22 protein-coding genes are annotated in these 22,264 nt (G+C 74.2%); 8 read left to right on the forward strand and 14 right to left on the reverse strand.

The window, feature by feature from the left end:
• Positions 1–23: 23 nt before the first annotated feature.
• The 4 genes from AC3IX6_RS37245 to AC3IX6_RS37260 form a co-directional block, all read right to left on the reverse strand.
• Positions 24–1,454, reverse strand: coding sequence for a 3-hydroxybutyrate oligomer hydrolase family protein (locus AC3IX6_RS37245; protein ID WP_489367723.1), 1,431 nt, complete (start codon positions 1,452–1,454; stop codon positions 24–26).
• A gap of 60 nt (positions 1,455–1,514) precedes the next feature.
• Complete coding sequence (locus AC3IX6_RS37250) at positions 1,515–3,095, reverse strand: extracellular catalytic domain type 1 short-chain-length polyhydroxyalkanoate depolymerase (protein ID WP_489367724.1); 1,581 nt, start codon at positions 3,093–3,095, stop codon at positions 1,515–1,517.
• A gap of 163 nt (positions 3,096–3,258) precedes the next feature.
• Positions 3,259–3,918 (reverse strand): CoA transferase subunit B, encoded by a 660-nt coding sequence (locus tag AC3IX6_RS37255; RefSeq protein WP_489367725.1) that lies wholly within the window; start codon positions 3,916–3,918, stop codon positions 3,259–3,261.
• A gap of 1 nt (position 3,919) precedes the next feature.
• Positions 3,920–4,717 carry a CoA transferase subunit A gene (locus tag AC3IX6_RS37260; protein ID WP_489367726.1) on the reverse strand — a complete coding sequence of 266 codons (798 nt, stop codon included), beginning with the start codon at positions 4,715–4,717 and terminating at the stop codon, positions 3,920–3,922.
• A 224-nt stretch (positions 4,718–4,941) separates the two neighbouring features.
• On the opposite strand from AC3IX6_RS37260, the gene AC3IX6_RS37265 reads away from it, so the two are divergent.
• Positions 4,942–5,652 (forward strand): hypothetical protein, encoded by a 711-nt coding sequence (locus tag AC3IX6_RS37265; protein WP_489367727.1) that lies wholly within the window; start codon positions 4,942–4,944, stop codon positions 5,650–5,652.
• 37 nt (positions 5,653–5,689) lie between these two features.
• Here the strand turns inward: AC3IX6_RS37265 and AC3IX6_RS37270 are convergent, their stop codons facing one another.
• Positions 5,690–7,267 carry a hypothetical protein gene (locus AC3IX6_RS37270; protein WP_489367728.1) on the reverse strand — a complete coding sequence of 526 codons (1,578 nt, stop codon included), beginning with the start codon at positions 7,265–7,267 and terminating at the stop codon, positions 5,690–5,692.
• The gene (locus AC3IX6_RS37275) at positions 7,264–8,271 is read right to left on the reverse strand and encodes a LysR family transcriptional regulator (protein ID WP_489367729.1); all 1,008 of its coding nucleotides are present in this window, start codon (positions 8,269–8,271) and stop codon (positions 7,264–7,266) included. Before AC3IX6_RS37275 ends, AC3IX6_RS37270 begins: the two co-directional genes overlap by 4 nt.
• A 71-nt stretch (positions 8,272–8,342) precedes the next feature.
• Here AC3IX6_RS37275 and AC3IX6_RS37280 point away from each other — a divergent pair, with 71 nt between their 5' ends.
• Positions 8,343–9,215 carry a Rossmann-fold NAD(P)-binding domain-containing protein gene (locus tag AC3IX6_RS37280; RefSeq protein ID WP_489367730.1) on the forward strand — a complete coding sequence of 291 codons (873 nt, stop codon included), beginning with the start codon at positions 8,343–8,345 and terminating at the stop codon, positions 9,213–9,215.
• Here the strand turns inward: AC3IX6_RS37280 and AC3IX6_RS37285 are convergent.
• Entirely contained in the window at positions 9,166–9,906 is a 741-nt protein-coding gene (locus tag AC3IX6_RS37285; RefSeq protein WP_489367731.1) for a class I SAM-dependent DNA methyltransferase, read from the reverse strand. The genes AC3IX6_RS37280 and AC3IX6_RS37285 overlap by 50 nt on opposite strands.
• Before the next feature lie 119 nt (positions 9,907–10,025).
• On the reverse strand, positions 10,026–10,772 hold the full coding sequence (locus AC3IX6_RS37290) for a GntR family transcriptional regulator (protein WP_489367732.1): 747 nt from the start codon (positions 10,770–10,772) through the stop codon (positions 10,026–10,028).
• 308 nt (positions 10,773–11,080) lie between these two features.
• Between AC3IX6_RS37290 and AC3IX6_RS37295 the strand changes: the two genes are divergently transcribed.
• Genes AC3IX6_RS37295 through AC3IX6_RS37315 form a run of 5 tightly spaced genes read left to right on the forward strand, consistent with a single transcriptional unit; the run spans position 11,081 to position 15,963 of the window.
• A complete protein-coding gene (locus AC3IX6_RS37295; protein ID WP_489367733.1) occupies positions 11,081–12,250 on the forward strand; it encodes an ABC transporter substrate-binding protein in 1,170 nt (389 codons plus the stop codon).
• Positions 12,250–13,158, forward strand: coding sequence for an ABC transporter permease (locus AC3IX6_RS37300; protein ID WP_489367734.1), 909 nt, complete (start codon positions 12,250–12,252; stop codon positions 13,156–13,158). Before AC3IX6_RS37295 ends, AC3IX6_RS37300 begins: the two co-directional genes overlap by 1 nt.
• The gene (locus AC3IX6_RS37305) at positions 13,146–14,135 is read left to right on the forward strand and encodes an ABC transporter permease (protein WP_489367735.1); all 990 of its coding nucleotides are present in this window, start codon (positions 13,146–13,148) and stop codon (positions 14,133–14,135) included. The genes AC3IX6_RS37300 and AC3IX6_RS37305 overlap by 13 nt, the downstream gene beginning before the upstream one ends.
• Positions 14,136–14,140: 5 nt before the next feature.
• Positions 14,141–15,301: an ABC transporter ATP-binding protein gene (locus tag AC3IX6_RS37310; protein WP_489367737.1), complete on the forward strand. Its 1,161-nt coding sequence runs from the start codon at positions 14,141–14,143 to the stop codon at positions 15,299–15,301.
• Positions 15,298–15,963 (forward strand): HAD family hydrolase, encoded by a 666-nt coding sequence (locus AC3IX6_RS37315; RefSeq protein WP_489367738.1) that lies wholly within the window; start codon positions 15,298–15,300, stop codon positions 15,961–15,963. Before AC3IX6_RS37310 ends, AC3IX6_RS37315 begins: the two co-directional genes overlap by 4 nt.
• A 32-nt stretch (positions 15,964–15,995) precedes the next feature.
• Here AC3IX6_RS37315 and AC3IX6_RS37320 read toward each other — a convergent pair whose 3' ends face one another.
• Positions 15,996–16,487, reverse strand: a complete 492-nt coding sequence (locus AC3IX6_RS37320) for a hypothetical protein (RefSeq protein WP_489367739.1) — start codon at positions 16,485–16,487, stop codon at positions 15,996–15,998.
• Positions 16,488–16,551: 64 nt separating this feature from the next.
• The gene (locus tag AC3IX6_RS37325; RefSeq protein WP_489367740.1) at positions 16,552–16,938 is read right to left on the reverse strand and encodes a cupin domain-containing protein; all 387 of its coding nucleotides are present in this window, start codon (positions 16,936–16,938) and stop codon (positions 16,552–16,554) included.
• Between the two features lie 186 nt (positions 16,939–17,124).
• On the opposite strand from AC3IX6_RS37325, the gene AC3IX6_RS37330 reads away from it, so the two are divergent.
• Positions 17,125–17,895 carry a GntR family transcriptional regulator gene (locus AC3IX6_RS37330; RefSeq protein WP_489367741.1) on the forward strand — a complete coding sequence of 257 codons (771 nt, stop codon included), beginning with the start codon at positions 17,125–17,127 and terminating at the stop codon, positions 17,893–17,895.
• Here the strand turns inward: AC3IX6_RS37330 and AC3IX6_RS37335 are convergent, their stop codons facing one another.
• From AC3IX6_RS37335 to AC3IX6_RS37350, 4 genes are all read right to left on the reverse strand, one after another.
• Positions 17,896–18,522, reverse strand: coding sequence for a phosphonate degradation HD-domain oxygenase (locus AC3IX6_RS37335; protein ID WP_489367742.1), 627 nt, complete (start codon positions 18,520–18,522; stop codon positions 17,896–17,898). It abuts the gene before it with no gap.
• Complete coding sequence (gene tmpA, locus AC3IX6_RS37340; protein ID WP_489367744.1) at positions 18,519–19,643, reverse strand: 2-trimethylaminoethylphosphonate dioxygenase; 1,125 nt, start codon at positions 19,641–19,643, stop codon at positions 18,519–18,521. Before tmpA ends, AC3IX6_RS37335 begins: the two co-directional genes overlap by 4 nt.
• A 516-nt stretch (positions 19,644–20,159) precedes the next feature.
• Positions 20,160–20,909, reverse strand: a complete 750-nt coding sequence (locus AC3IX6_RS37345) for a phosphatase PAP2 family protein (protein ID WP_489367745.1) — start codon at positions 20,907–20,909, stop codon at positions 20,160–20,162.
• A gap of 218 nt (positions 20,910–21,127) precedes the next feature.
• Complete coding sequence (locus AC3IX6_RS37350; protein WP_489367746.1) at positions 21,128–22,180, reverse strand: zinc-dependent alcohol dehydrogenase family protein; 1,053 nt, start codon at positions 22,178–22,180, stop codon at positions 21,128–21,130.
• Positions 22,181–22,264 lie beyond the last annotated feature (84 nt).

Consider the following 22,264-nt stretch of genomic DNA (forward strand, 5'->3'; position numbering starts at 1 on the left):
TGCGGGGCGGGCCCGGTGCGCCCTCAGGTGTCGAGCGGGCAGCTGGTCAGCAGGGTCGCCGGGGTGGCCGACGGATCCCGGGGGACGGTGTGGCCGAGCGGAGGCCGCACACCGCGGCCGATCCAGTCCTCCAGCGCGGTGAAGGCGGCGCGATGGCAGGGGGTCAGGGGGCGCAGCCGGTCGGGGAAGGCGTCGACGAGCGAGTCCACGTGGGTGCCGCCCTCGATGCGGTAGTAGCGCATCAGGTCCCCGCGGCCGGCCTGCCGGACCATCTCGGCGTAGACGTCGGAGTCCCGGGAGATGGGGAGCAGGACGTCGAGGGTGCCGTGCAGGGTGATCAGCGGTTTGCCGATCCGGCCGGTGAGCGCGACCCGCCGGACGGCGCGCCGGACCTCCGCCGGCCGGTCTGCGTAGGCGTAGTCGGCGTCACAGGCCGGGGTGCCGGGCGCGCAGAAAGGGGTCCCGGCCTCGGCCGGACCGTCGAAGCCCGGATCGAACTCCTCCCGGTAGATCCGCTGGGTGAGGTCCCAGTAGTAGCTGTGGTGGAAGGGCCACAGGAACTCCGAGCCGGCCGGGAAACCGGCGGCGAGCATCGCCTCGTGCGCCGGCCCGGCTCCCGGGCCGCCGGCCGCGTAGGCGGGGTAGGCGGCCAGCGCCGGGGGCAGGAAGGTGAGCAGGTGGGGGCCGTCGGCCCGCCACAGGGTGCCCTCCCAGTCCACCCCGCCGTCGTACAGCTCCGGATGGTTCTCCAGCTGCCAGCGCACCAGGTAGCCCCCGTTGGACATGCCCGTGGCCAGGGTGCGGTCCGGGGCCCGGCGGTAGCGCTGCGCCACGACCGCGCGGGCGGCCCGGGTCAGCTCGGTGACCCGGGTGTTCCATTCGGCGACGGCGTCCCCGGGGGCCCGCCCGTCGCGGTGGAAGGCGGCTCCGGTGTTGCCCTTGTCGGTGGCGGCGAAGGCGTAGCCGCGCGAGAGCACCCAGTCGCCGATGGCGCGGTCGTTGGCGTACTGCTCGCGCACGCCCGGGGAGCCGGCGACGACGAGACCGCCGTTCCAGCGGTCGGGCAGCCGGATGACGAACTGCGCGTCGTGGTTCCAGCCGTGGTTGGTGTTGGGGACGGCGGCCGGGGCGGCCGTGTCGGGGAAGTAGCCGTCGATCTGGATGCCCGGCACGCCCGTGGGCACGGTCAGGTCCCTGGGGGTGAGACCGGCCCAGTCGGCCGGATCGGTGTGCCCGGAGGCCGCGGTGCCGGCGGTCGTCAACTCCTCCAGACAGTCGGCCTGTTGGTGCTCGGCCCCCGGTACGCGGAGGTGGGCGCGGCGGGCACAGTGCGCGTCGGCCCCGGCGGCCCCGTCGGCGGCGGCCGGGGGAGCGGGGAGCGCCAGCAGGGCCGAGGCCAGGAGGGCGACGGCCGCGGTGGCGGCGGTGGTGACGGAACGGATGGCCGGTGGCATGGGGGAGGCTCCAGGGGTCGCGTCGGTGCGGGGCGGGGGAGTTGGGGAGCGGACAGTGGTTCAGGGGCAGCCGGCGTCGGCGATGACGAAGTAGCCGGCGGGGGCCTCCTTCAGCGTGTGCGTGACGTAGAGGTTGTAGAGGCCCAGGTTCTGGCCCGAGCCCTTGGCGTAGGCGTAGCCGCCGGCGGTCGTGGCCCGACCCGCCTGTACCTGCTGGTAGTTGTTCGCCTTCCAGCACGCGGCGGGCGCGCCGGTCGTGCTCGCCGTGACCGGCGCCGAACGGGCCCCGGCCGCTCCCGCGCCGTCGCGGGCCGCCACGGTCCACGTGTGCCCCGTACCGGGGGCGAGGCCGCCGTCGGTGTACGGGGGTCCGGCCGGGGTGGCGACCTGGATCCCGTCCCGGTGGACGGCGTAGTCGGCGGCGCCCGGTACCGGGTCCCAGGTGAGGGTGACGCTGGTGTCCCCGACGGCGGAGGCGGTCAGACCGGAGGGCGTGGGCAGGGTGCCGGGTCCGGGTCCGGGGCCGGAGCCGTCCAGACCGAAGAACTTCGCGATCCAGTGGGCGGAACAGATCGAGGCGAGGAAGTACGCCGCCCCCGTGTGCCCGCACTGCCCGGGACCGGAGCCCGGATCGACCGGGGTGCCGTGCCCGATGCCCGGGACCCGGTCCACCTCGACGGCCACCGTGCCGTCGGCGGCCAGGTACTCCTCCTGGCGGGTCGCGTCGGGTCCGATGGCGGAGCTGCGGGTGGGGGTCTGTGCGAGCCCGTGCAACGCCGTCCACTGGTCGCGCAGTTCATCGGCGTTGCGGGGAACGACGGTGGTGTCCGCGTCGCCCTGCCAGATCGCCACGCGGGGCCAGGGGCCGGACCACGCCGGATGCGCGTCGCGGACCAACTGGGCCCAGGCCGCCGGGGACTTGTCCACTCCGGGGTTCATGCACGTGTACGGGCCGCTCCCCTTGGCGCAGTCGTAGGGCAGCCCGGCGATCACCGCCCCGGCCGCGAACACGTCCGGGTAGGCCGCGAGCATCACGGCGGTCATGGCGCCGCCGGCCGACAGACCGGTGACGAAGGTGCGGGCGGGGTCGGCCGCGTAGACGGAGACGGCGTGAGCGGCCATCTGCCGGACGGACGCGGCCTCGCCCTGGCCGCGCCGGTTGTCCGCGGCCTGGAACCAGTTGAAGCACTTGTTGGGGTTGTTCGCGGAGGTCGTCTCCGCGAGGACCAGCAGGAACCCGTTCCGCTCGGCGAGTTCGGGCAGCCCGGAGTGGTCGGCGTAGGTCTGCGCGTTCTGCGTGCAGCCGTGCAGGGCGATCACCACGGGCGGGTCGGCCGGGAGGGAGACCGGGCGGTACACGTACATGGTGAGCTGCCCAGGATTGCTCCCGAAGCCGGTGACCCGCTGCAGCGCGACGGCCGCGCGGGCGGGGGAGACGGGCCCGGCCACGACTCCCCCCACGACCAGCAGCACGAGCGCGAGCAGTCGCACGAGGGCCCGGCGCGGCCGCCCGTACGGCCGCCCGAACGACGGCCCGTACGAGCGCCCGTACACCTGCCCGTACATCTGCCCGTACGAGCGCCCGGGCGGTCGGCGTCGGCCGGTGGGGCGGTTGTCGGACGATCTGTTGCGCAAGGACATGGCGGCTCCCTGAGGCGGCGGGCGGGACGCGGGCCCGTCGTCCGGGGCCCGCGGTGCCCGCCACCGTAAGAGCGGCCCCGCCCGCTGCGGCATGGCGCGGAGCGCCATAGTCAGGCCCCCGCTTGACCGGTCCGCAAGGGTTGCGCCGGGCTCCCGCCTGCTGCTAGGCCGGCACTGCCGGCACCGCCGGCTCTGCCACCGACAGCTCCGCGTCCGTCGCCGTGCGGACCTCGTCCAGCGAGACCCCGGGAGCCAGTTCGCGGAGCAGGAATCCCTCCGGGGTGATGTCGAGGACCGCGAGGTCGGTGATCACCCGGTGGACGACGCCCCGCCCGGTCAGCGGCAGCGAGCACCGCTCCACGAGCTTCGGCGTGCCGTCCTTGGCGGTGTGCTCCATCAGCACGATCACGCGGCGCGCGCCGTGCACCAGGTCCATCGCGCCGCCCATCCCCTTGACCATCTTGCCCGGGATCGTCCAGTTGGCCAGGTCGCCCGCGGCCGACACCTGCATGGCGCCCAGCACGGCCGCGTCCACGTGCCCGCCGCGGATCATGCCGAAGGACAGCGCGGAGTCGAAGAACGAAGCCCCCGGCCGGACCGTGACCGTCTCCTTGCCCGCGTTGATCAGGTCCGGGTCCACTCCGCCGGGGAGCGGGTACGGGCCCACGCCGAGGATGCCGTTCTCCGACTGGAGCACCACCTCGACCCCCGGCGGCACGTGGCCGGGGACGAGGGTCGGCAGCCCGATGCCCAGGTTCACGTACGTACCGTCCGTCAGCTCGCGGGCGGCGCGGGCCGCCATCTGCTCGCGCGTCAGAGCCATGTCACATGCCGCCTTGCTGTTCGAGGAGGAGGGCCGTCCGGACCGTGCGGCGCTCGACGCGCCGCTCCGCCGCCGGATCACCGGGACGCACGAGGACCACGCGCTGGACGAAGACGCCCGGCAGGTGGACGGAGTCCGGGTCCAGCTCTCCCGGCTCCACCAGTTCCTCCACCTCGGCGATGGTGATGCGCCCCGCCATGGCGGCGAGGGGATTGAAATTCCGCGCCGAGGAATGGAACACGAGATTGCCGTGCCGGTCCCCGGCCGCCGCCCGCACCAGGGCGAAATCGGTGGTGATGCCCTCCTCCAGGAGGTACTCGCGGCCGCCCCAGCTGCGCAGCTCCTTGGGCGGCGAGGCCACGGCCACACCGCCGTCGGCGCGGTAGCGCCACGGCAGGCCGCCCTCCGCTACCTGCGTACCGGCCCCGGCCGGAGTGTAGAACGCCGGGATGCCCGCGCCACCGGCCCGCAGCCGTTCGGCCAGCGTGCCCTGCGGAACCAGCTCCACCTCCAGTTCGCCGCTCAGGTACTGCCGGGCGAACTCCTTGTTCTCGCCCACGTACGAGCTGGTCATCCGGGCGATCCTGCCCTCGCGCAGCAGCAGTCCCAGACCCCAGTCGTCCACCCCGCAGTTGTTCGACACCACCTCCAGGCCGTGCACCTCCGCGCGTTCCAGCAGCGCGCCGATCAGCACGCCCGGCACCCCGCACAAGCCGAAGCCGCCCACCGCGAGCGAGGCTCCGGCGGGGATGTCCGCCACTGCCCCGGCCGCGCTCGCGACCTCCTTGTCCAGCCCCATCGCACACCCTCCGTCGCCCGGCCCCGGGCCGCCGGCCACCCGAACGGGCCGGCGCGCGGCCGGGCCCGCCCGACCGACCCTAGGAACCGCCGGCCCGCCCTGACCATGGCGGCCGGGCACACACCGGGCCGCCCCGCTGTGGGCCGCGGCGCCAGGGGGAACCGGCGGAGCCGGCCACACGTCACAGCTGTGCCGATCCGGCAACGGAGAACGAGGGGGAGCTGATGGTGCGTCGAACCACCCGGAGACACCTGCGTGTCGCGAACGCGAACGTGAAGGGCAACGCCGCCGCCGCAGCGGTGGCCGTGGGCGTGGCCTTCGCGCTGCTCACCGGCTGCGGAAAGGTGCCGGCCGAGTCGTCCGTGGCCGATCCGGTCGCACCCGGCGCGGTGGCCGCCCCACCCCGGACGGACCAGGCCTGCCCCGTGCTCGACCCCGCCGCACCGCAGTCGCCGCCGGTGGTGATCGACGGCACGGCCGCCAACACCCCCGAGGGCACGCGGCTCTCGCAGGCCATCGGGGCCCAGGGCTACGGCGCCTTCGCCGACGTCTACTCCACCCAGATCGTCGACCACCCGGCGGGCCGGGTCGCCCTGTGCGTCACCGACCTCGCCCGCGGCCGGCTCCTGGTGGAGGCCGCGCACGCGGCCGATCCCGAAGCGGACCCGGCCCGGGCCGACCTGTACCTGAGCCGGTACGCGCACCGCACCCTCCGGGCCGCCGGAAACAAGCTCATCGACCTGGACGCCGGCTTCCCGATCTACACCGTCTCCGGCGGCCACGGCGCGGCGGTCGAGGTCACCTCCACGGCGGAGGGCGCGGCGTCGCCGGAGTTCAAGGCGCGCCTGGAGAAGGCCACCGGGGGCATCCCCGTCATCATCACGAAGGGCGAGCAGCCCACCCCGCTGGTGGGCTCACTGACCGCCGCGCCCTGACCGCCGCGCCCTGACCGGTCCGGGAGCGGCGGCCCGGTCAGCTGCTCCGACCCGCACGATCGAGCAGCTCCTCCATCGCCGCCCGCGGGAGCGAGGGGTTGGCCGCCGCCGCCTCGGCGGTGTCCGATTCCGTGTCCGGACGCTCGCCCCCCAGCAGCCCCACGAGGACCGGTGCGGACAGGGCGGGGTGCCGTGCGGCGTCGGCGCGGGCCCTGGGTTCCGCCAGGCACGCCAGCAGCGCCGGCTCCGTCGCGCGCGGGTGCACCGCGATCGCGCGGAAGGCCCGCCGTACGGGCGGGTCGTGCCGGGCCAGTTCCGCCAGCAGGGCGGGTGGCGCGTCCGGGTTGGCGGCCACCTGCGCGAGGACCCGTACGCCGTGCCGCGCGACCATCGCGCGCAGCCGGTCCTCGGACAGGCCGGGGTGCGCGGCGACGCATGCGACGACGGCCGCGTCCGGATCGTCGGCCAGGGCATCGCGCACCGCAGCCGGAAGGCCCCGGCCGCGGGCCGCCAGCGCGCGTACCGCCGGGTGCGGGGAGGCGGCCAGCCCGGCGAGCTCCGGCCCGGTGGCGGCGGCGAGCCGCGGCACCGGCTCCGGGCCGAGCCGGACCGACCGCGCCAGGTCCGCGAGCACGTCGAGCGGAATGCCCGGAAGCCGGGCCAGGAGACGGAGGAGGCGTCCGTGCGCATGCCGGCCGGCATGCGCGTTCGCGGCCAGCGTGCGGATCAGCGGCCCGTCGAGCGCCGGGTTCCCGGCGGCCTCGTGCCGGACGCCCGGGATCGGATCAGCGGCCAGCTGCGCGTACAACTCCTGTGACAGGTCGGTCCGTTCGGCCAGCGACCAGCGGACGATCATCGAGGGGTGTCCGGCCAGGGACGCCGCGGCCCCGGAGGGAGTGGCCGGGTTGTGCACGGCCCGCTGGAGCGTGTCGTGCACGGTGGACTCGTGGCCGCCCGCGCAGGCGGCTCCGCCGCGCAGTTCGCAGTCCGTGCGCGGGCAGTGGGGATCGTGGGTGAACGGAATCTCCTCACGGTCGCAGACCAGGCACGCCAGGGCCGGAGCGAGCCCCTCCCCGGTGATCAGCGCCGCCAGCGCGGCCGGCGGAACCGCCTCGTTGATCGCGGCCGCCATCCGGACCTCGGCGTGCGGATGCGCCGCGAGGCGGCCGGCGAGGGCCGGATCGGTGGTCCGGATGCCGAGCTCGGCCACCACCGACACGTCCGGATCCGCCGCGAGGCTCTCCCGTACGTCGAGCGGTAGCCCGGGAAGGGAGGCGAGCCGCCCACGGGTCTCCGGGTCGGGGTGCGCGGCGAGGGCCCGGGCCCACTCGGGCGGTCCGGCGCCCTCGTCGAGCAGGGCCAGGGCCACCGACGGCCGGTCGAGCGGGTCCACGCCGGCGGGGTCCAGCAGCCCGGCGTGCGCGAGCAGGATCGCGGCCTGGTCGCCGGCGGCCAGAGTCCGGACCTGGCGGTCTGTGAGATCGGTGCGCCCGGCCAGTGCGCAGGCGAGGTCCTCGTCAGGATCGTGGACGCGGCCCGCAAGTTCGGTCAGCCGGTCGAGGAGATCGGCGGGCAGGGCCGGGTTGGCGGCGAGGCCGCACAGGAGCCGGATCACGGCAGCACCACCGCGGCCAGGGCCTCGGCCAGGGCCGTCGCGTAGGGATGCGGACGGCGTCGGCGCAGCGTCAGCACGCCGATGTGCCGTGCGGGGCTGGGCGGTTCGACCGGTACGACGGCGACGGCGACGGCGGCGGCGACGTCGCACCGGCCCGCCCGCTCGCGCTGACCGCGCTCGTGCCGGTTCCCGTCCGCCTTCCCGCCGACATCCCCGGCCACATCGCCGTCCCCGGTCCCGTCCCCGTCCCCCGGGGGCAGTGCGACCTGGGGGATCAGGGCGACGCCGACTCCCGCCTCGACCAGGGAGCGTGCGAAGAAGTAGTCCGTGGTGGAAGCCGCCACCTTGAGGTCGAAACCGGACCGCTCCGCGTACCGGCGCAGGTAGGCCTCCGTCTTGAGGCAGCCCAGTACCCAGCGGTCGGAGGCGAGTTCGGCCGGGGCGACCGCACCGCGCCCCGCGAAGCGGTGCCCCGGGGGCAGGACCAGCGCCAGTGGGTCCTCCATCAGCGGGAGCCAGTCGAGCGCGGCCCCCGGCCGGAGCGGCAGCGGGCCGTCGAAGTGGTACGTCAGCGCCAGATCGGCGGCGCCCGAAGCCACCAGGGGCACCGCCTCCTCCGGCTCGGCCTCCAGGACCGTCAGCTCCACCTCCGGATGCGCGGCCACGAACCCGGCGAGCGCGCCCGGCAGCAGCCTGCGGCCGCCGCTGACGAAGGTGGCGACCGTCAGCCGGGGCCGCTCGGCGGTGATCCGGTCGATCTCGTGGCGCACCCGGTCGAGCTCGGCCGACACCGCCTCCGCCGCCTCCACCAGCAGCCGGCCCGGCTCGGTGAGCGTGATCCCGCGCGTACTGCGCACGGCGACGGGGTGACCGAGGCCGCGCTCCAGGGCCGCGATGTGCTGGGAGACGGCCGAGGGCGTCAGGCGCAGCGCCCCGGCGGCCTTGTTGAAGCTTCCGTGCTCGGCCACGGCCCGCAGGATGCGCAGCCGCTGCACATCGATCATCAGTTTCCCTTACGACGCGTACAGCATTCCGGTAGTTCCGCTGGGGACGGTACCCCGGCAGAGTCCCGGACATGAAGAAGATCCTCGTCATCGGCGGAAGCCGATACTTCGGAAAACACCTGGTCACCCTGGAGCGGGACGCCGGGAACGAGGTGACCGTGCTCAACCGGGGCTCCGCCGCCCCGCCCCGGGGCGTCGGCCACCTGATCGCCGACCGGGAGGACGAGGCGGGGCTGCGGGCGGCGCTGGGGGAGCGCACTTTCGACGTGGTCTTCGACCAGGTCTGCTACACGCCCCGGCAGGCGGAGACCGCCCGCCGCGTCTTCGCCGGACGCACCGGGCGGTACGTGATGACCTCGACCATGGAGGTCCACGACCCCGCGCCGCCCACCCCTGAAGCGCGTGCCTACGCCGAGGGCAAGAGGCGGGCCGAGGCCGTCCTCGGGGCGGAGCCCGCCTTCGGGTACGTCGCGGTGCGCACCGCGCACGTACTCGGCGGCGGCCGGGCGGAGTTCACCGGCCGCCTCGCGCACTACGTGGAGCGGATCGGCGCCGGGATCCCGGTGGCGGTGCACGCAGCCCCGTACCCCACCTCCTTCATCCACCACCACGAGATCGCCCGGTTCCTCCGCTGGGCCGGGCAGCGGGACTTCACGGGGCCGGTGAACGCCGCCTCGCACGGGGAACTGGACGTGCTCGGGCTGTCCGGAGCCGTCGGCGAACGGGTCGGGCGGGCGCCGCGCCTGCGGACCGTCGCGGCCGGCTCCGAGGCCTCGCCGTTCTCCTTCGACCGCGCCTACGCGATGGACAACGGCCGGGCCGCGGCGCTCGGCTTCCGCTTCGGTCGGCTCGCGGACTGGCTCCCGGAGGCCATCGGGGAGAGCGCCGCCGTCCTCAGGCCGGCTTGCGCCACACGGAGATGTGCTTCGCGGAGTCCTGGGTGAACGGCGCCCCGTCCCAGTCCGCGACGCGACGTTCCAGCTCGAGCCCGGCGATCCGTGCCATCAGGTCGAGCTCGGCCGGCCAGGCGTAGCGGTGCCGGGAGTCCTCGCGGCGGTAACGGCCGTCGCCGCCGTCGCGGGTGAAGTGGTGCGAGACGAGCACCTGCTCGACCAGGTCGAAGGTGTCGAAGCCGAGATGCCGCTCGGAGACGTCGAACGGCACCGCGACCTGGCCGGGCGGCAGCAACCGCAGGGGCGGCACGCCCAGCTCGATGACGAACCGGCCGCCGGGCTCCAGATGACGTGCGGCGTTGCGGAAGCACTCGACCTGCTCGTCCTGTGTGAGCAGGTTCGTGATGGTGTTGTAGACGAGATAGACCAGGGTGAACCCGCCCGGGACGACGGTGGTGGCCATGTCCCCGATGGTCACCGGGAGCGTGTCCTCGTCGATCTTGCGCCGCAGGACCGCTGCCATGTGCTCGGACAGTTCGATGCCCACGACCGGCACGCCGCGTTCCCGGAGCGGGACGCCCACCCGTCCGGTCCCGATGGCGAACTCCAGCGCCCGGCCGTCTCCGGCGAGCCCGGCGAGGAAGGCGAGGGTCGGTCCGAGAACGGCGGCCGAGGACGTCTCGGTCTCCTCGGCGTCGTAGCGGTCGGCGGTCTCACGGGTCCACAGTTCACTGCTCGTCACGGGCGGCCACTCTGCCGGGTGCCGACGGGTGCTGTCGACGTATTTGCGTCCTCCTCGGCGCGGCGCGGCACGGCGCCGGGGTCGAGGACTTCGTCGTGGTCGCCACCGACACCCACCCCCTAGCGGTCCCCGGCCCGGCGCTCCAACGGAGTTGCTACTGCCGAGTTGTTCACACTGAAGGTGACGCTGCCCGCCCGGTAGCGGTCGTCGGACCACTCGATGGGGCGGCCCGTGCGGGTCGCGGAGACGTGCCGCTGGCGCAAAAGCGGGCTCCCGCGGCGGATTTCCAGCAGTCGGGCGTCCTCGCTGCCGGCGGGAAGGGCGTCGATGAGGTGCTCGCCGTAGTGGGCGACGATGCCGGAGTCGTTCGCCAGCCCGTCCATCACCGAGCGGCAGTCCTCGGGCATCGCCTCGACCGCCGCCGCCACCCAGTCGGCGTAGGCCGTCCGTTCGACCATCGTCGGCTCCCCGTCGAGCAGCCGGAGCCGTAGTACGGCGAGGATCTCCGTGCCGGGCGGCAGGGCCAGCCGGTCCGCCTCCTCGGTGGTGGCCGGGCGGCGGGTGCGTGACAGGAAGCGGCTCGCGGCCTGGTGGCCGACCCCCTCGGCCCACTGGGCGAAGCTGTTGAGCTCGCCGAAGCTGTGCTTGCGCTCGTGGCGCAGGACGATCCTGCGGGCCCCCTGCCGGGAACCGATCAGCCCCTCGGCGGCGAGCGTCGCCACGGCCTGTCGGACGGTCCCGCGGGAGGCCGACCAGCGCGCCGCCAGATCGCTCTCCGAGGGCAGTTGGGCGCCCACCGGGTACTGCCCGGAGAGGATCGACCGGCGCAGCGCCTCGGCGATCTCCAGATACCGCACCGTAGCCATGCTGTCCTGTTCCCCCTCGTGTGGATGTGCACCGGCTCTGCCGCCCGGTGCCTGTCGCGCCCGCCCTCAAGCCTAGGCCGTACCGGGCCCGAAGATCATCTTGAGGGTCGTCCGTCACGTCTGTATCCGGCCAGTCTCCGGTCTTCGTCGAGACGTGCTCCGTACGACAGACGCCGTTCACCGTCCGTACAGCGACCCAGGGCGAACTGGAGCCAACTTGTTCAGACAAGTGAACGCTCCTCCAAGCTTCCCCCTCCAAGCTTCCTCCTCCACGCGTTCTTCATGCGTTTTCGTCTCCGGGAGAGACCGTGCTCAGTTCCTCCGCCCGTCGCGGTGCGGCCGTTCTGCTCAGTGCCGCCGTGCTCACCACGCTCAGCGCGTGCGGCGCCGCACCCGACAACACCGCCGGCTCCGCCGGTGGTGACGGCAAGAACAAGACCCAGCCCGGCACCGCCACCTCGGTCGCCGACTTCGGCGGCCTGGAGGGCCTCGTCGCGGCCGCCGAGAAGGAGGGGGAGCTCAACGTCATCGCGCTGCCCGCCGACTGGGCGAACTACGGCGAGATCCAGAAGGCCTTCGCGGCCAAGTACCCCAAGATCAAGATCAACGCCGAGAACCCGGACGCCTCCAGCGCCGACGAGATCGCCGCCGTCAAGTCCCGCAAGGGCCAGACCCGCGCCCCCGACGTCCTGGACCTCGGCATCGCCTTCGCCCGCAGCGGCGCCGCCGAGAACCTCTTCGCCCCGTACAAGGTCACCGCCTGGGACCAGATCCCCGCCGCCCAGAAGGACGCGGACGCCCGCTGGTACAACGACTACGGCGGCTACGTCTCCATCGGCTGCGACGCCGCCCGCATCCCGAACTGCCCGCAGTCCTTCGCCGACCTGGCCAAGCCCGAGTACAAGGGCAAGGTCGCCCTCAACGGCAACCCGACCAAGTCCGGCTCCGCCTTCGGCGGCGTCTACGCGGCGGCCCTCGCCAACAAGGGCTCCTTCGCGGACATCCAGCCCGGCATCGACTTCTTCGGCCGGCTGAAGAAGAGCGGGAACTTCATCCCCGTCGAGTCCACCCCGGCCACCGTCGAGAAGGGCGAGACCCCCATCTCGATCGACTGGGACTACCTGAACGCCGGCTACGCCGAGCAGTTCAAGGGCAAGGGCGTCGACTGGAAGGTGGCCATCCCCACCGACGGCGTCTACGCCCAGTACTACTCCCAGGCCATCAACAAGGACGCCCCCCACCCGGCGGCCTCCCGCCTGTGGATGGAGTTCCTGTACAGCACCGAGGGCCAGAACCTGTGGCTCAAGGGCTTCGCCCGTCCCGTGCTGCTGCCCGCCATGACCCAGGCCGGCACCGTCGACAAGGAAGCCGTCACCAAGCTCCCGCAGGTCCAGGGCACCCCGACCTTCCCGGCCTCCACCGAGCTGGACAAGGCCAAGGCCACCCTCGCCGAGAAGTGGGACAAGGCCCTCAGCTGATGTCCGCCTCCACCACCACCCCCCATCCGACGGGGACCGCCGGCGGCCGTGCCACCCGCCGCCGGCGGCGCGGCCCGCGCACCTGGCTCGCCGCCCTCCCGCTCCTCGTCTTCACCGGACTGTGCTTCGGCGTCCCGCTGGGCGCCATCGCCTTCGGCGCGGTCACCCGTACGGACCCGGTGAGCGGCGCCACCGAAGCGACCGGCGAGCACCTGGTCCGCTCCCTCCAGGGGCCCTACCTCGGCTCGCTCATCGGCAGCGTCCAGCTCTCCGGCCTCACCGCACTCGTGGCCGGGGTGCTCGGCGTCCTCATCGCGCAGGCCGTCGTCACCTCCCCCTCCCGCGCCCTGCGCGGAGCGACGCTGACCGCCTCGGGCGTCCTCGCCAACTTCGGCGGGGTCCCGCTCGCCTTCGCGTTCATCGCCACCGTCGGGATCTCCGGGGTCGTCACCCAGCTCGCCGACCTGACGGGCCTCGGCTGGAACCTCTACTCCTTCACCGGCCTCACCGTGGTCTACCTCTACTTCCTGACCCCGCTCATGGTGCTGGTGACCGTCCCCGCGCTGGACGGACTGCGCCCGCAGTGGCGCGAGGCCGCCCAGAACAACGGGGCGAGCGGATGGCAGTTCTGGCGCCACGTCGGCCTGCCCGTCCTCGCACCCTCCCTGCTCGGCGGGTTCGTGCTGCTCTTCGGCACGGCCTTCGCCGCGCACGCCACGGCCGCCGCCCTCGTCGGCGGCTCCGTCCCGCTGGTCACGCTCAAGATCGCGGACGCCCTGTCCGGGAACGTGCTGACCGGCCAGGAGAACGTGGCCCTGGCCCTCGGCCTCGACATGATCGTGATCGCCGGCCTGGTCATGGCGGTCTACCTGCCCCTCCAGCGACGGAGCGCCCGATGGCTGCGATGACCCCGACGCCCGCCCCGAACGACGAGGCCGCCCCGGCGGCTACGAGCGCCCAGGCCGCCGCGCCCGACAAGGCCGTTGCGGAACCCCGGGCCGCCCGGGCCGCGCGCGGGTTCCGCTCCCGGCCCCGCCCCCGGGTGTGGCGCGGAGCGGTGCTCGCGCTCGCCGGCGCGTACTTCCTCCTCCCGCTCCTCGCCTCCTTCGTGTTCACCGTGCACGTCCCCGGCCAGGGCATCAGCTTCGAGGCGTACACCCAGCTGCTCTCCGCCGAAGGGTTCACCCGGAGCCTGCTGCTCTCGCTGGGCCTCGCCGCGGCGACCATCGCCGCGTCGCTGCTCCTCGCCGTGCCCGCACTGGTCGCCGTACGCATCGGCTCGCCCAGGCTGCGCCCGGTCGTGGAGGTGATGTGCATGATGCCGCTGGTGGTGCCGCCGATCGCCCTGGTCACCGGTATCAGCACGGTGCTGCGCTGGGGTCCCGAACACCTCTCCAGGACCCCGCTCTACCAGACCTTCCTCGCCGTCCAGAACCCGGACTTCCCCCTCGTCCTGGTCCTCGCGTACACCGTGCTCGCACTGCCCTTCGTCTACCGCTCCCTCGACGCGGGTCTGCGTGCCGTCGACGTCCCGACCCTGGTCGAAGCCGCCCGCAGCTGCGGCGCGAGCTGGCCGTACGTGGTCCTGCGCGTGATCCTGCCGAACCTGCGGGCCGCCCTCGCCGGAGCCGGCTTCCTCACGCTGGCCCTGGTGCTCGGCGAGTTCACCATCGCCTCGCTGCTCGGCTTCCAGCCCTTCGCCGTGTGGATCGTGTCGATCTCCGGAGCGCACGCCCGGATGTCGGTGGCCGTCTCCGTGCTCAGCCTCCTCATCACCTGGTTGTTGCTGCTCCTCCTCTCCCGGGCCGGCACCGCCCCCGCTACCGTGTCTCCCGGGACCTCGCGTCACTCCCGTACCTCCCGCACCTCCGGCAAGGAGTCCTGACCCGCATGTCCCTCACCCTTCCCGAGGCCAGGAAGTCCGCGGACGGCGAAGCGGCCCCCGGCGGCGCGCGCGTCGAATTCCGTGGCCTGCGCCGGGCGTTCGGCTCCACCGTCGCCCTCGACGGACTCGACCTCACCATCGAGCCCGGCGAACTCGTCGCCCTGCTCGGCCCGTCCGGCTGCGGAAAGACCACCGCGCTGCGCGTCGTCGCCGGCTTCGAACAGCCCGACTCCGGCGAAGTCCTCCTCGACGGACAGGACATCACGCGCATCCCGGCCAACCGCCGCGACGCCGGAATGGTGTTCCAGTCGTACAGCCTCTTCCCGAACCTCAGCGCCCGCGACAACGTGGCCTTCGGCCTGCGCGTCCGCAAGGTCGGCGCGGCCGCACGCCGCGAGCGCGCCGCCGAACTCCTCGACCTGGTCGGCCTGCCCGACCACGGCGACCGGTACCCGCACCAGATGTCCGGCGGACAGCAGCAGCGCGTCGCGCTCGCCCGCGCGCTCGCCCTGCGCCCCCGCGTCCTGCTGCTGGACGAGCCGCTCTCCGCGCTCGACGCCAAGGTGCGGTCCGGACTGCGCGAGGAGATCCGCCGGCTCCAGCTCTCCCTGGGCATCACCACCGTGTTCGTCACGCACGACCAGGAGGAGGCGTTGTCCATGGCCGACCGGGTCGCCGTGCTCAACGCGGGCCGCCTGGAGCAGTGCGCCGCCCCCGCCGAGCTGTACGAGCGGCCCGCGACCCCCTTCGTCGCCGAGTTCGTCGGCACCATGAACCGGCTGCCCGGACGGCTGTCCGGCTCCGGGACGGTGGAAGTGGCCGGCTCCCGGCTGCCGGTGGACGGCCCGGTGCCTTCGACCCCGGACGTCGAGGTCCTCGTACGCCCCGAGAACATCACGGTGACGGCGGCGGGGGACGGCGTCCAGGGCGCGGCCACCGTCGTATCGGCCTCGTTCTTCGGGTCGGTGACCCGGCTCCACCTGGACCTGCCCGACGGCATCCGGATCAAGGCCGACCTGCCCTCGCGCGAGGCCGGAGCCCTCGTACCGGGCGCGCGGGCCGCCGTGCGCCTGGCCGAACGCCCCGTCCTCGTCGTCGCCGCGACCACCGCCGCCGCGACCGCCTCAGCCTCGACATCGGCCTCAGACACAGGGGATGCCCTATGACCGGACTCGCCGCCGTCCTCTTCGACATGGACGGCACCCTCGTCGACACCGAGGTCCTGTGGTGGCAGACCACCGTGGAGATCGCCGCGGACCTCGGTTACGCACTGACCGACGCCGACGCGCCCGAGGTGGTCGGCCGGGCGGTGGAGGACACAGCGGCCCACCTCGTACGGGTCGCCCGCGCGGGCGACGCGCAGCAGGTGGCACGGGCCCTGACCGACAGCTTCTTCGGCCGCGTCGAGGAGGGCGCACCGATGCGTCCGGGCGCGCAGCGGCTGCTGGCCGCCCTGGAGGCGGAAGGCCTGCCGTTCGCCCTGGTCAGCGCCTCGCCGCGGGTGGTCGTGGACTCCGTGGTGGGCGGCTCGCTGGCCCATGTCCCCTTCGCCTTCACGCTGTCCGCCGACGACACGTCCCTGACGAAGCCGCACCCGGACCCCTACCGGGCCGCCGCCGAGCGCCTCGGCGTCGAGCCGTGGAGCTGCGTGGCGGTAGAGGACTCCCCGGACGGCGCGGCCTCGGCGGAAGCGGCCGGCTGCGCCGTGCTGGTGGTCCCGTCCCTGCTGGAGGTCCCCGCGTCGCCGGTACGCACCTTCGCGCCCTCCCTCTCGGAGGTCACCCCGGCCACCCTGCGGGCCTGCCTGGTCGCGACGCTGGGGGTCTGACGGAGCCGGGCCGCGCCACAGCAAGAGACGGCCTAGACCGTCAGGTCGAGCAGGCTCAGGATCCCCTCCGCGTAGGCGGCCGATTCGGAGCCCGGGCGCCGGGCCGCCGTATCGCGCAGCCCGGGCGCGCAGGCGCGGATGTGCGCGGCGCACTGGCCGTACAGGCCGGCCTCGTGCGAGGAGCCGTCGTCCTCGGCGCCGAGCAGGCGCAGCAGGGCCCAGAGCAGGCCCTCGCGCGTCGACTGCCGGGGCGGGCCGGCTGACCAGACGGCCATCAGGACCCCGCACACCGCCGGGGCGGGCGGCCGCAGCACGCCGCCCTGGAAGGCGTGGCCCTCCAAAGCACGGAACGCGGCCGGGTGTCCCTCGGCCGCGTTCCACAAGGTGTCCGAGAGATGACCGAGGTGCCCCGCCGGACGGCCGCAGCCGCATTCGATGGAGTTCCAGTCGTGCCGGGCGATCTCCCGGGCCACTGCGTCGGGGACCAGCGGACTGGTGCGGGGCTGCTTATCCGTCGTTCTCACGGGAGAAGTATGGGATCACGCCGGTGGCCAGTCCAGAGCGGCCCTCCCGTAGGGGTTCGGGGGATCAGCCGCCGTGCCCCTGGCAGCCGCAGCCCTTCGCCGCGGCCCGCGGCAGCCCCTCGGTGAACTCGCTCTGCGAGAACACCGCCAGGACCGTCGCCGGCTCCGTGTCGTGGTTGACCAGGGTGATCTCCTTGCCGGCCGGCAGCATCGCGAAGGTGCCCGCCGTCACCGTCCTGCCGCCGCACCCGCACGAGGCCTCCACCGTTCCGGCGACGCCCGTCAGCAGCAGTTCGGACGCCCCGTGCCCGTGGGCCGGGATCGTCCCGCCGGCCGGCACCTGGATCCGGACGGCGGCGAGTGCGCGGAACGGACCGCCCGCGGGGTCGAGGCGCAGCACCGGGCCGCCGCTGGTGGAGTCGGGGGTGGTGTCGATGGTCATGCCGAACATGGGTGGTTCCTCTGCGCGTTGGTGCGCGGCTCGCGCCGCGCGGGCCGGGCCGCGCGGGCCGGGCCACGGCCACCGGTCCTTCCGGTCACGCTTCGAATTTAGACGACGGGCATCGTCTCAATACCGGGTGAAACGTCCCGGCCTCCCGGGCCTTTCGCCCCGCGCGGGCCATGACAGGCTGACCCCGTGAACGAGGCACCGCGCGACCCGGCACCCAGGACACCGCTCTACCTGAAGGTCGCGGGCGACCTGCGGGCCGCCATCAGCGCGGGCGAGTACGGGTCCGGCGCGCGACTGCCGGCGGAGGACGAACTCGCCCGCCGCTACGGAGTCTCCAGGGGTACGGTGCGCCAGGCCCTCGCCGCGCTGCGGACCGACGGGCTGATCACCTCGCGGCGCGGCACCCGCCGGGTCGTCCTCGGCGGCGGCGCGGGGGAGGCCGGGGGAGTCGCGGAGCTCCGTAGCTTCACCCGGTGGGCCCGCTCCCTCGGCGAGGACCCCGGCGGGCGGACCGTCGCCGTGGACCGGGGCGAGGCCGGCGCGGAGGAGGCGGAGCAGCTGCGGATCGACGCGGGCGCCCCCGTGTACCGCGTGCTGCGGCTGCGCACCCTGTCCGGGACCCCCGTGATGGTGGAGCGCACGACCTACCCGGAGCCGGTCGGAGCCCTGGTCGCGGCCATGCCGCCGGACACGGTCTCGTACTCCGAGCAACTCGCCCGGCACGGAGTCCTCTTCGCCGACGCCCACCACACCATCGACATCGCGGCCGCCGACGCCGACGACGCACGGCTGCTGGGCTGTCCGCGGGGCGAGGCCCTGCTGCGCGAGCGGCGCCGTTCCACCGACCCGGCGGGGCTCCCGGTGGAGTGGTCGCAGGACCGCTACCTGCCGGGGACGGTGGCCTTCACCGTGCACACCACGGCCGCCGGCGCGCTCGGCCGCCTGCTCACCCCCTGATCAGGCGTTCTCGATCAGCAGGGCCTCCAGGAGCGGCCGGAAGTGGTCGAAGCCGGGCGTGGCCAGCTCGGGGTCCTTGGCCTGCTCGTCCCAGCGCCGCACGGCCACCGCGTCGGCCGCCCCCGGGAGCGCCTCGAACGCAGCCGCCTGCTCGGCGGTCATCGGGCCGCCCTGGACGCGCAGGGTGTGCACGGAGGCCTCGGAGAGCAGGTCGAAGTAGCCCGGCTCGGCCGTGCACAGGTAGCGCTTGGCGGCCACGTGCAGCCGGACCGGCTCCGTCACCTCCGGCCCGAACCACCGGGCCAGCCAGTCGGCCCCGGTGTGGCTGTGCCGGTTGTCCCGCCCGCCCTCCATCAGGTCGCGGCCGGTCACGGTTCCGTGGAAGTGCCCGATGTCGTGCAGCAGCGCGGCCGCCACCAGGTGCGCGGGGGCCCCGGCGGCCTCGGCGAGGGCCCCGGCCTGGAGCATGTGCCCGGCCTGGGTGACGGCCTCGCCGAAGTACTCGGCGCTGCCCTCGCCCTCGAAGAGGCGGGCGAGCGCGGCGATGGCGCCGGAGGGGCCGGAGGGGCCGGAGGGGCCGGGCGAGTCAGCGGAGCCGGCGGAGTCCGTGGTGTCGTGGGCGTTCACGCGGAGGCTCCTTCGCGGCGCAGGACGGCGAGGGTGGAGAGCAGCCCGTCGAGATCGGCGTACGTCCCCTGGAGGTGGCGTCCCCCCGATTCGGCGAAGGCGGTACGGGCGTGCAGCAGGCGGGTGTTGTCGAAGACCACGCAGTCCCCGGGCGTGAGCCGGAAGTCGAGCCGGAGCTCGGGCCGTTCCAGCAGCTCCCCGAAGAGCCGGTAGGCCGCGTAGAACTCCTCCAGTACGGCGGCGGGCTGGTGCAGCGTGGAGATGGAGCGGTTGTTGAAGCGGACCTCGCGGATCCGGCCGAGCGGGTCCACGTCGATCAGCGGCCGGTGGGCCCGCAGTTCGCAGTGCGCGTCGGCGAAGGCGAACTCCACCGGTACACGGGTCAGCACCTCGAAGGCCGCCGGTTCCCGCTCGCGCAGCAGCGCGGCGGCGTGGAAGCCGTCGACCAGCCCGGAGTCGCCGCCCCGGGCCTCGTTGCGCAGACAGTGCAGCAGTTGCAGGGTCGGTACGGGATCCCGGTAGGGGTTGTCGGTGTGCGGGGTGATCAACGCGCCGGTGAACGCGAGGTTGTTGGGGTCGGCCTCCACGCGGACCTCGAAGAGCTCCCCGTAGTTGGTCTCGCGGACGAAGCCGAAGGTGCGGGCCACGTCCAGCACCATCCGGTCCCGGCACGGCACCTCCCGCAGGAGGGCGAAGCCCAGCCGGACCACGCCGTCGAGGACCTGCTCGCGGACCTCGCGGGAGCTGATGTACGCGTCCCAGCCGGCCTGCGGGATCCGCCCGTCCAGGTCCCGCGCCGCCCACAGCTCCTTGTCCGCCTCGGTCCGCCCGTCCCCGGCCGCGCGGTACGCCGGACCGTCCGGGGCGTGGGCGTCGAGCCACCGGGCCGGGTACAGGGAGCGGTGGCCGTCCGGCTGCCACACCACCTCCCAGCCCGGCCCGCCGTCGGCGGCCGGCGCTTCGCGCACCGAGCCGACGGCCAGACCGGCGGGCAGCTCGGTGATCTGGAACAGCTTCTGGCCGGTGCGCGGGTCACGGCACTGGGCGCAGGGGCAGTTGTCGCGCAACCAGGGCGCGGGCGGGCGGGTGATCGCCGGGACGGACATCGTGGCTCCTGCCATGCTCGGAAAAGTTGTATATACAACTCTGGGGTGCCCGCAGCGTGGCAGGAGGAGGTGACCGGAAGGTGACGCAGGGATGACCGGAACCGGATCGCGGCTCCGCCCGTCTGAGACCCGGGGCCGACGGGCCCGCAGGGGAAGGGGCCCGCGTGTGCACGGGCCCGCGGACGGCTGAGCGAGGGGTGTGGGGGAGACGGTGGGGACGGCAGGGGTGGGGATCGTAGGGGTGGCGGCCGCAAGGGTGCGGACCACAGGGGCACGAGTGGCCGGGTGGATCAGGCGGAGGATCGGAATCCTGCTGTTCGCGCTGCTCGCGACCCAGCTCGGGTCCCTCGTCAGCCCGGCCTACGCGACGAACTGCTCACCGCGGGCGGCGTCCCGGTCTGGATCCTCACGCTCGGGGGCGTGCTCGTCGCGGTGGCCCTGACGGCCGTCCTGACCGCGCTGCGGCTGCGCCGCGGCCGGACGACCGCCGGGGCGGTGGGCCCACACGTGTAACGGGCGCGGCTCCGACCGTCAGGGGGCGGGGGATTCCGCTTCCGCCGACCGTCGTCGGGTGCGCGCAGGCGCGGTGACCCGTACGGTTTCCCGGGCCAGTGCCGGGGCACAGAGCCACCAGGCGACCAGCCCGGCTCCGGCGCCGGCCGCGGCCCCGGCGGCGGTGTCGCTGAGCCAGTGCGCGTGCAGCCAGGTACGGCTCCACATCATGGCCACCGTGAACACCACGCCGCCGATCCACCACGCCCGGCGCCGGGCGGCCGGCACGAGGAGTGCGCCGACGATGACGACCAGGAGCGCCGCCCCGGCCGCGTGCCCGGAGGGGAAGGAGCCGTGGTCGACCCGGACCAGCGGGTTCTCCGGGCGCGGCCGGTCCACCAGGTGCTTGAGGCCCTGCACGACGAGCATGTTTCCGGCCATGTAGACGCCGAAGAGGAATCCCGCCGACACCCAGCGCCGCCGGACGAGCAGGAAGACCAGCAGGGCGAGCGGGACGACGGCGCCCAGCGGTCCCCCGAACCAGTTCAGCAGCGTGGCGACCACGGAGGGGAAGCCCTCGTGCGGCCCGCCCATCCAGGACAGCCAGCGGTCGTCGAAGGCCTGGAAGGGCGGCTGCGTGACGTCCCTCCGTACGATGAGCCCGAGCGCGGCGGCGGATCCGAGCAGGGTGATTCCGAGGCCGAGGGTGCCGGTGCGGCGGCTGCCTCGGTCCGTCGCGGACGCGGGTGCGACGGCTTCGAGGGGTGGGTCGACGGGGATCGTGGACATGGCTGTGCTGCCTCTCGCGGCGGGTGGAGAAAGAGGGGAGACGAGGGGGACGAGCGGGTGGGGAGGAATGGGGGTACAGGGGGTGTGGCGGGTTCAGAGTGGCCACATCTCGTGCTTACACGTGTAATCAAGGAATGTAGCCATGCCCTCCCCGCACCACAAGCCCCTCGCGACCAGCAGCCCGGCGGCTCCGCTGGCCGGCGGCCCGGCCGCCCGGCTCAGTTCCGCGCGTCGGCCCCCGGCCGGATGATCGTGATTCCGGGTCCCGGTGCGGTGCCCATCGCCGCCAGCGCGGCCGGCGCCCCGTCCAGGGGGATCGTGGAGGTGACCAGCAGGTCCGGCCGCAGCGCCCCGGAGCGGACCAGTTCCATCATCGGCGGGTAGGCGTGCGCGGCCATGCCGTGGCTGCCGAGGATCTCCAGCTCCCACCCGATGACCCGCTCCATCGGCAGCGCCACGGCCCCCCGCGCCGCGGGCAGCAGCCCGACCTGTACGTGCCGCCCGCGCCGGCGCAGCCCGGTCACCGAGGCCGCGGCCGTGACGGCGGAACCCAGCGCGTCCAGCGACAGGTGCGCACCGCCGCGCGTGTACTCCCGTACGGCCTCGGCCGCGTCGTCCCGACCCGGATCCACGCAGTGCGCGGCTCCGAAGACCCGGGCCAGTTCCAGGGCCGCCGACGCGGTGTCCACGGCCACCACCCGCGCTCCCGCCGCCACCGCGATCATCACGGCCGACAGCCCCACCCCGCCACAGCCGTGTACGGCGACCCACTCGCCCGGCGCCACCCGCCCCTGCGCGACGACGGCCCGGAAGGCCGTCGCGAACCGGCAGCCCAGCCCGGCCGCGGTGTCGTACGAGAGCTCCTCGGGCACCGCCACCAAGTTGACGTCGGCATGCTCCAGGGCCACGTACTCGGCGAAGGAGCCCCAGTGCGTGAAGCCGGGCTGCGTCTGCCGGGCGCACACCTGGTGCTGCCCTGCGGCGCACTCGGAGCAGCTTCCGCACGCGCAGACGAACGGCACCGTCACCCGGTCCCCGGTGCGCCAGTTGGCGACTCCCGATCCCACCGCCTCGACCACACCGGCCAGTTCGTGGCCGGGCACGTGCGGGAGCGTGATGTCCGGATCGTGCCCCATCCACCCGTGCCAGTCGCTGCGGCACAGCCCCGTCGCCTCGACCCGTACGACCACCCCACCGGTGGCCGGCACCGGATCGGCCACGTTCCGCACCTCGGCGGGCTCCCCGTACCGCTCGAACAGCACCGCGCGCACGCCGACCGCCTCCACTCGCCTGATCCGTCCGACCCGGGCTCACTTGTCGGCCCCGGGCCCGGATGCGAAGCTGCCGGGACGACC

Source organism: Streptomyces sp. GL_141, from assembly GCF_057834385.1.

Excerpts from the sequence above, each read along its gene's own strand:
- AC3IX6_RS37280 (WP_489367730.1), top strand. The coding sequence starts at position 8,343 with ATGAAGAAGATCCTCGTCATCGGCGGAAGCCGATACTTCGGAAAACAC.
- AC3IX6_RS37260 (WP_489367726.1), bottom strand. The coding sequence starts at position 4,717 with ATGGGGCTGGACAAGGAGGTCGCGAGCGCGGCCGGGGCAGTGGCGGAC.
- AC3IX6_RS37315 (WP_489367738.1), top strand. The coding sequence starts at position 15,298 with ATGACCGGACTCGCCGCCGTCCTCTTCGACATGGACGGCACCCTCGTC.
- AC3IX6_RS37245 (WP_489367723.1), bottom strand. The coding sequence starts at position 1,454 with ATGCCACCGGCCATCCGTTCCGTCACCACCGCCGCCACCGCGGCCGTC.
- AC3IX6_RS37310 (WP_489367737.1), top strand. The coding sequence starts at position 14,141 with ATGTCCCTCACCCTTCCCGAGGCCAGGAAGTCCGCGGACGGCGAAGCG.
- AC3IX6_RS37265 (WP_489367727.1), top strand. The coding sequence starts at position 4,942 with ATGGTGCGTCGAACCACCCGGAGACACCTGCGTGTCGCGAACGCGAAC.
- AC3IX6_RS37255 (WP_489367725.1), bottom strand. The coding sequence starts at position 3,918 with ATGGCTCTGACGCGCGAGCAGATGGCGGCCCGCGCCGCCCGCGAGCTG.
- AC3IX6_RS37345 (WP_489367745.1), bottom strand. The coding sequence starts at position 20,909 with ATGTCCACGATCCCCGTCGACCCACCCCTCGAAGCCGTCGCACCCGCG.
- AC3IX6_RS37275 (WP_489367729.1), bottom strand. The coding sequence starts at position 8,271 with ATGATCGATGTGCAGCGGCTGCGCATCCTGCGGGCCGTGGCCGAGCAC.
- AC3IX6_RS37325 (WP_489367740.1), bottom strand. The coding sequence starts at position 16,938 with ATGTTCGGCATGACCATCGACACCACCCCCGACTCCACCAGCGGCGGC.
- AC3IX6_RS37300 (WP_489367734.1), top strand. The coding sequence starts at position 12,250 with ATGTCCGCCTCCACCACCACCCCCCATCCGACGGGGACCGCCGGCGGC.
- AC3IX6_RS37305 (WP_489367735.1), top strand. The coding sequence starts at position 13,146 with ATGGCTGCGATGACCCCGACGCCCGCCCCGAACGACGAGGCCGCCCCG.
- AC3IX6_RS37250 (WP_489367724.1), bottom strand. The coding sequence starts at position 3,095 with ATGTCCTTGCGCAACAGATCGTCCGACAACCGCCCCACCGGCCGACGC.
- tmpA (WP_489367744.1), bottom strand. The coding sequence starts at position 19,643 with ATGGCAGGAGCCACGATGTCCGTCCCGGCGATCACCCGCCCGCCCGCG.
- AC3IX6_RS37290 (WP_489367732.1), bottom strand. The coding sequence starts at position 10,772 with ATGGCTACGGTGCGGTATCTGGAGATCGCCGAGGCGCTGCGCCGGTCG.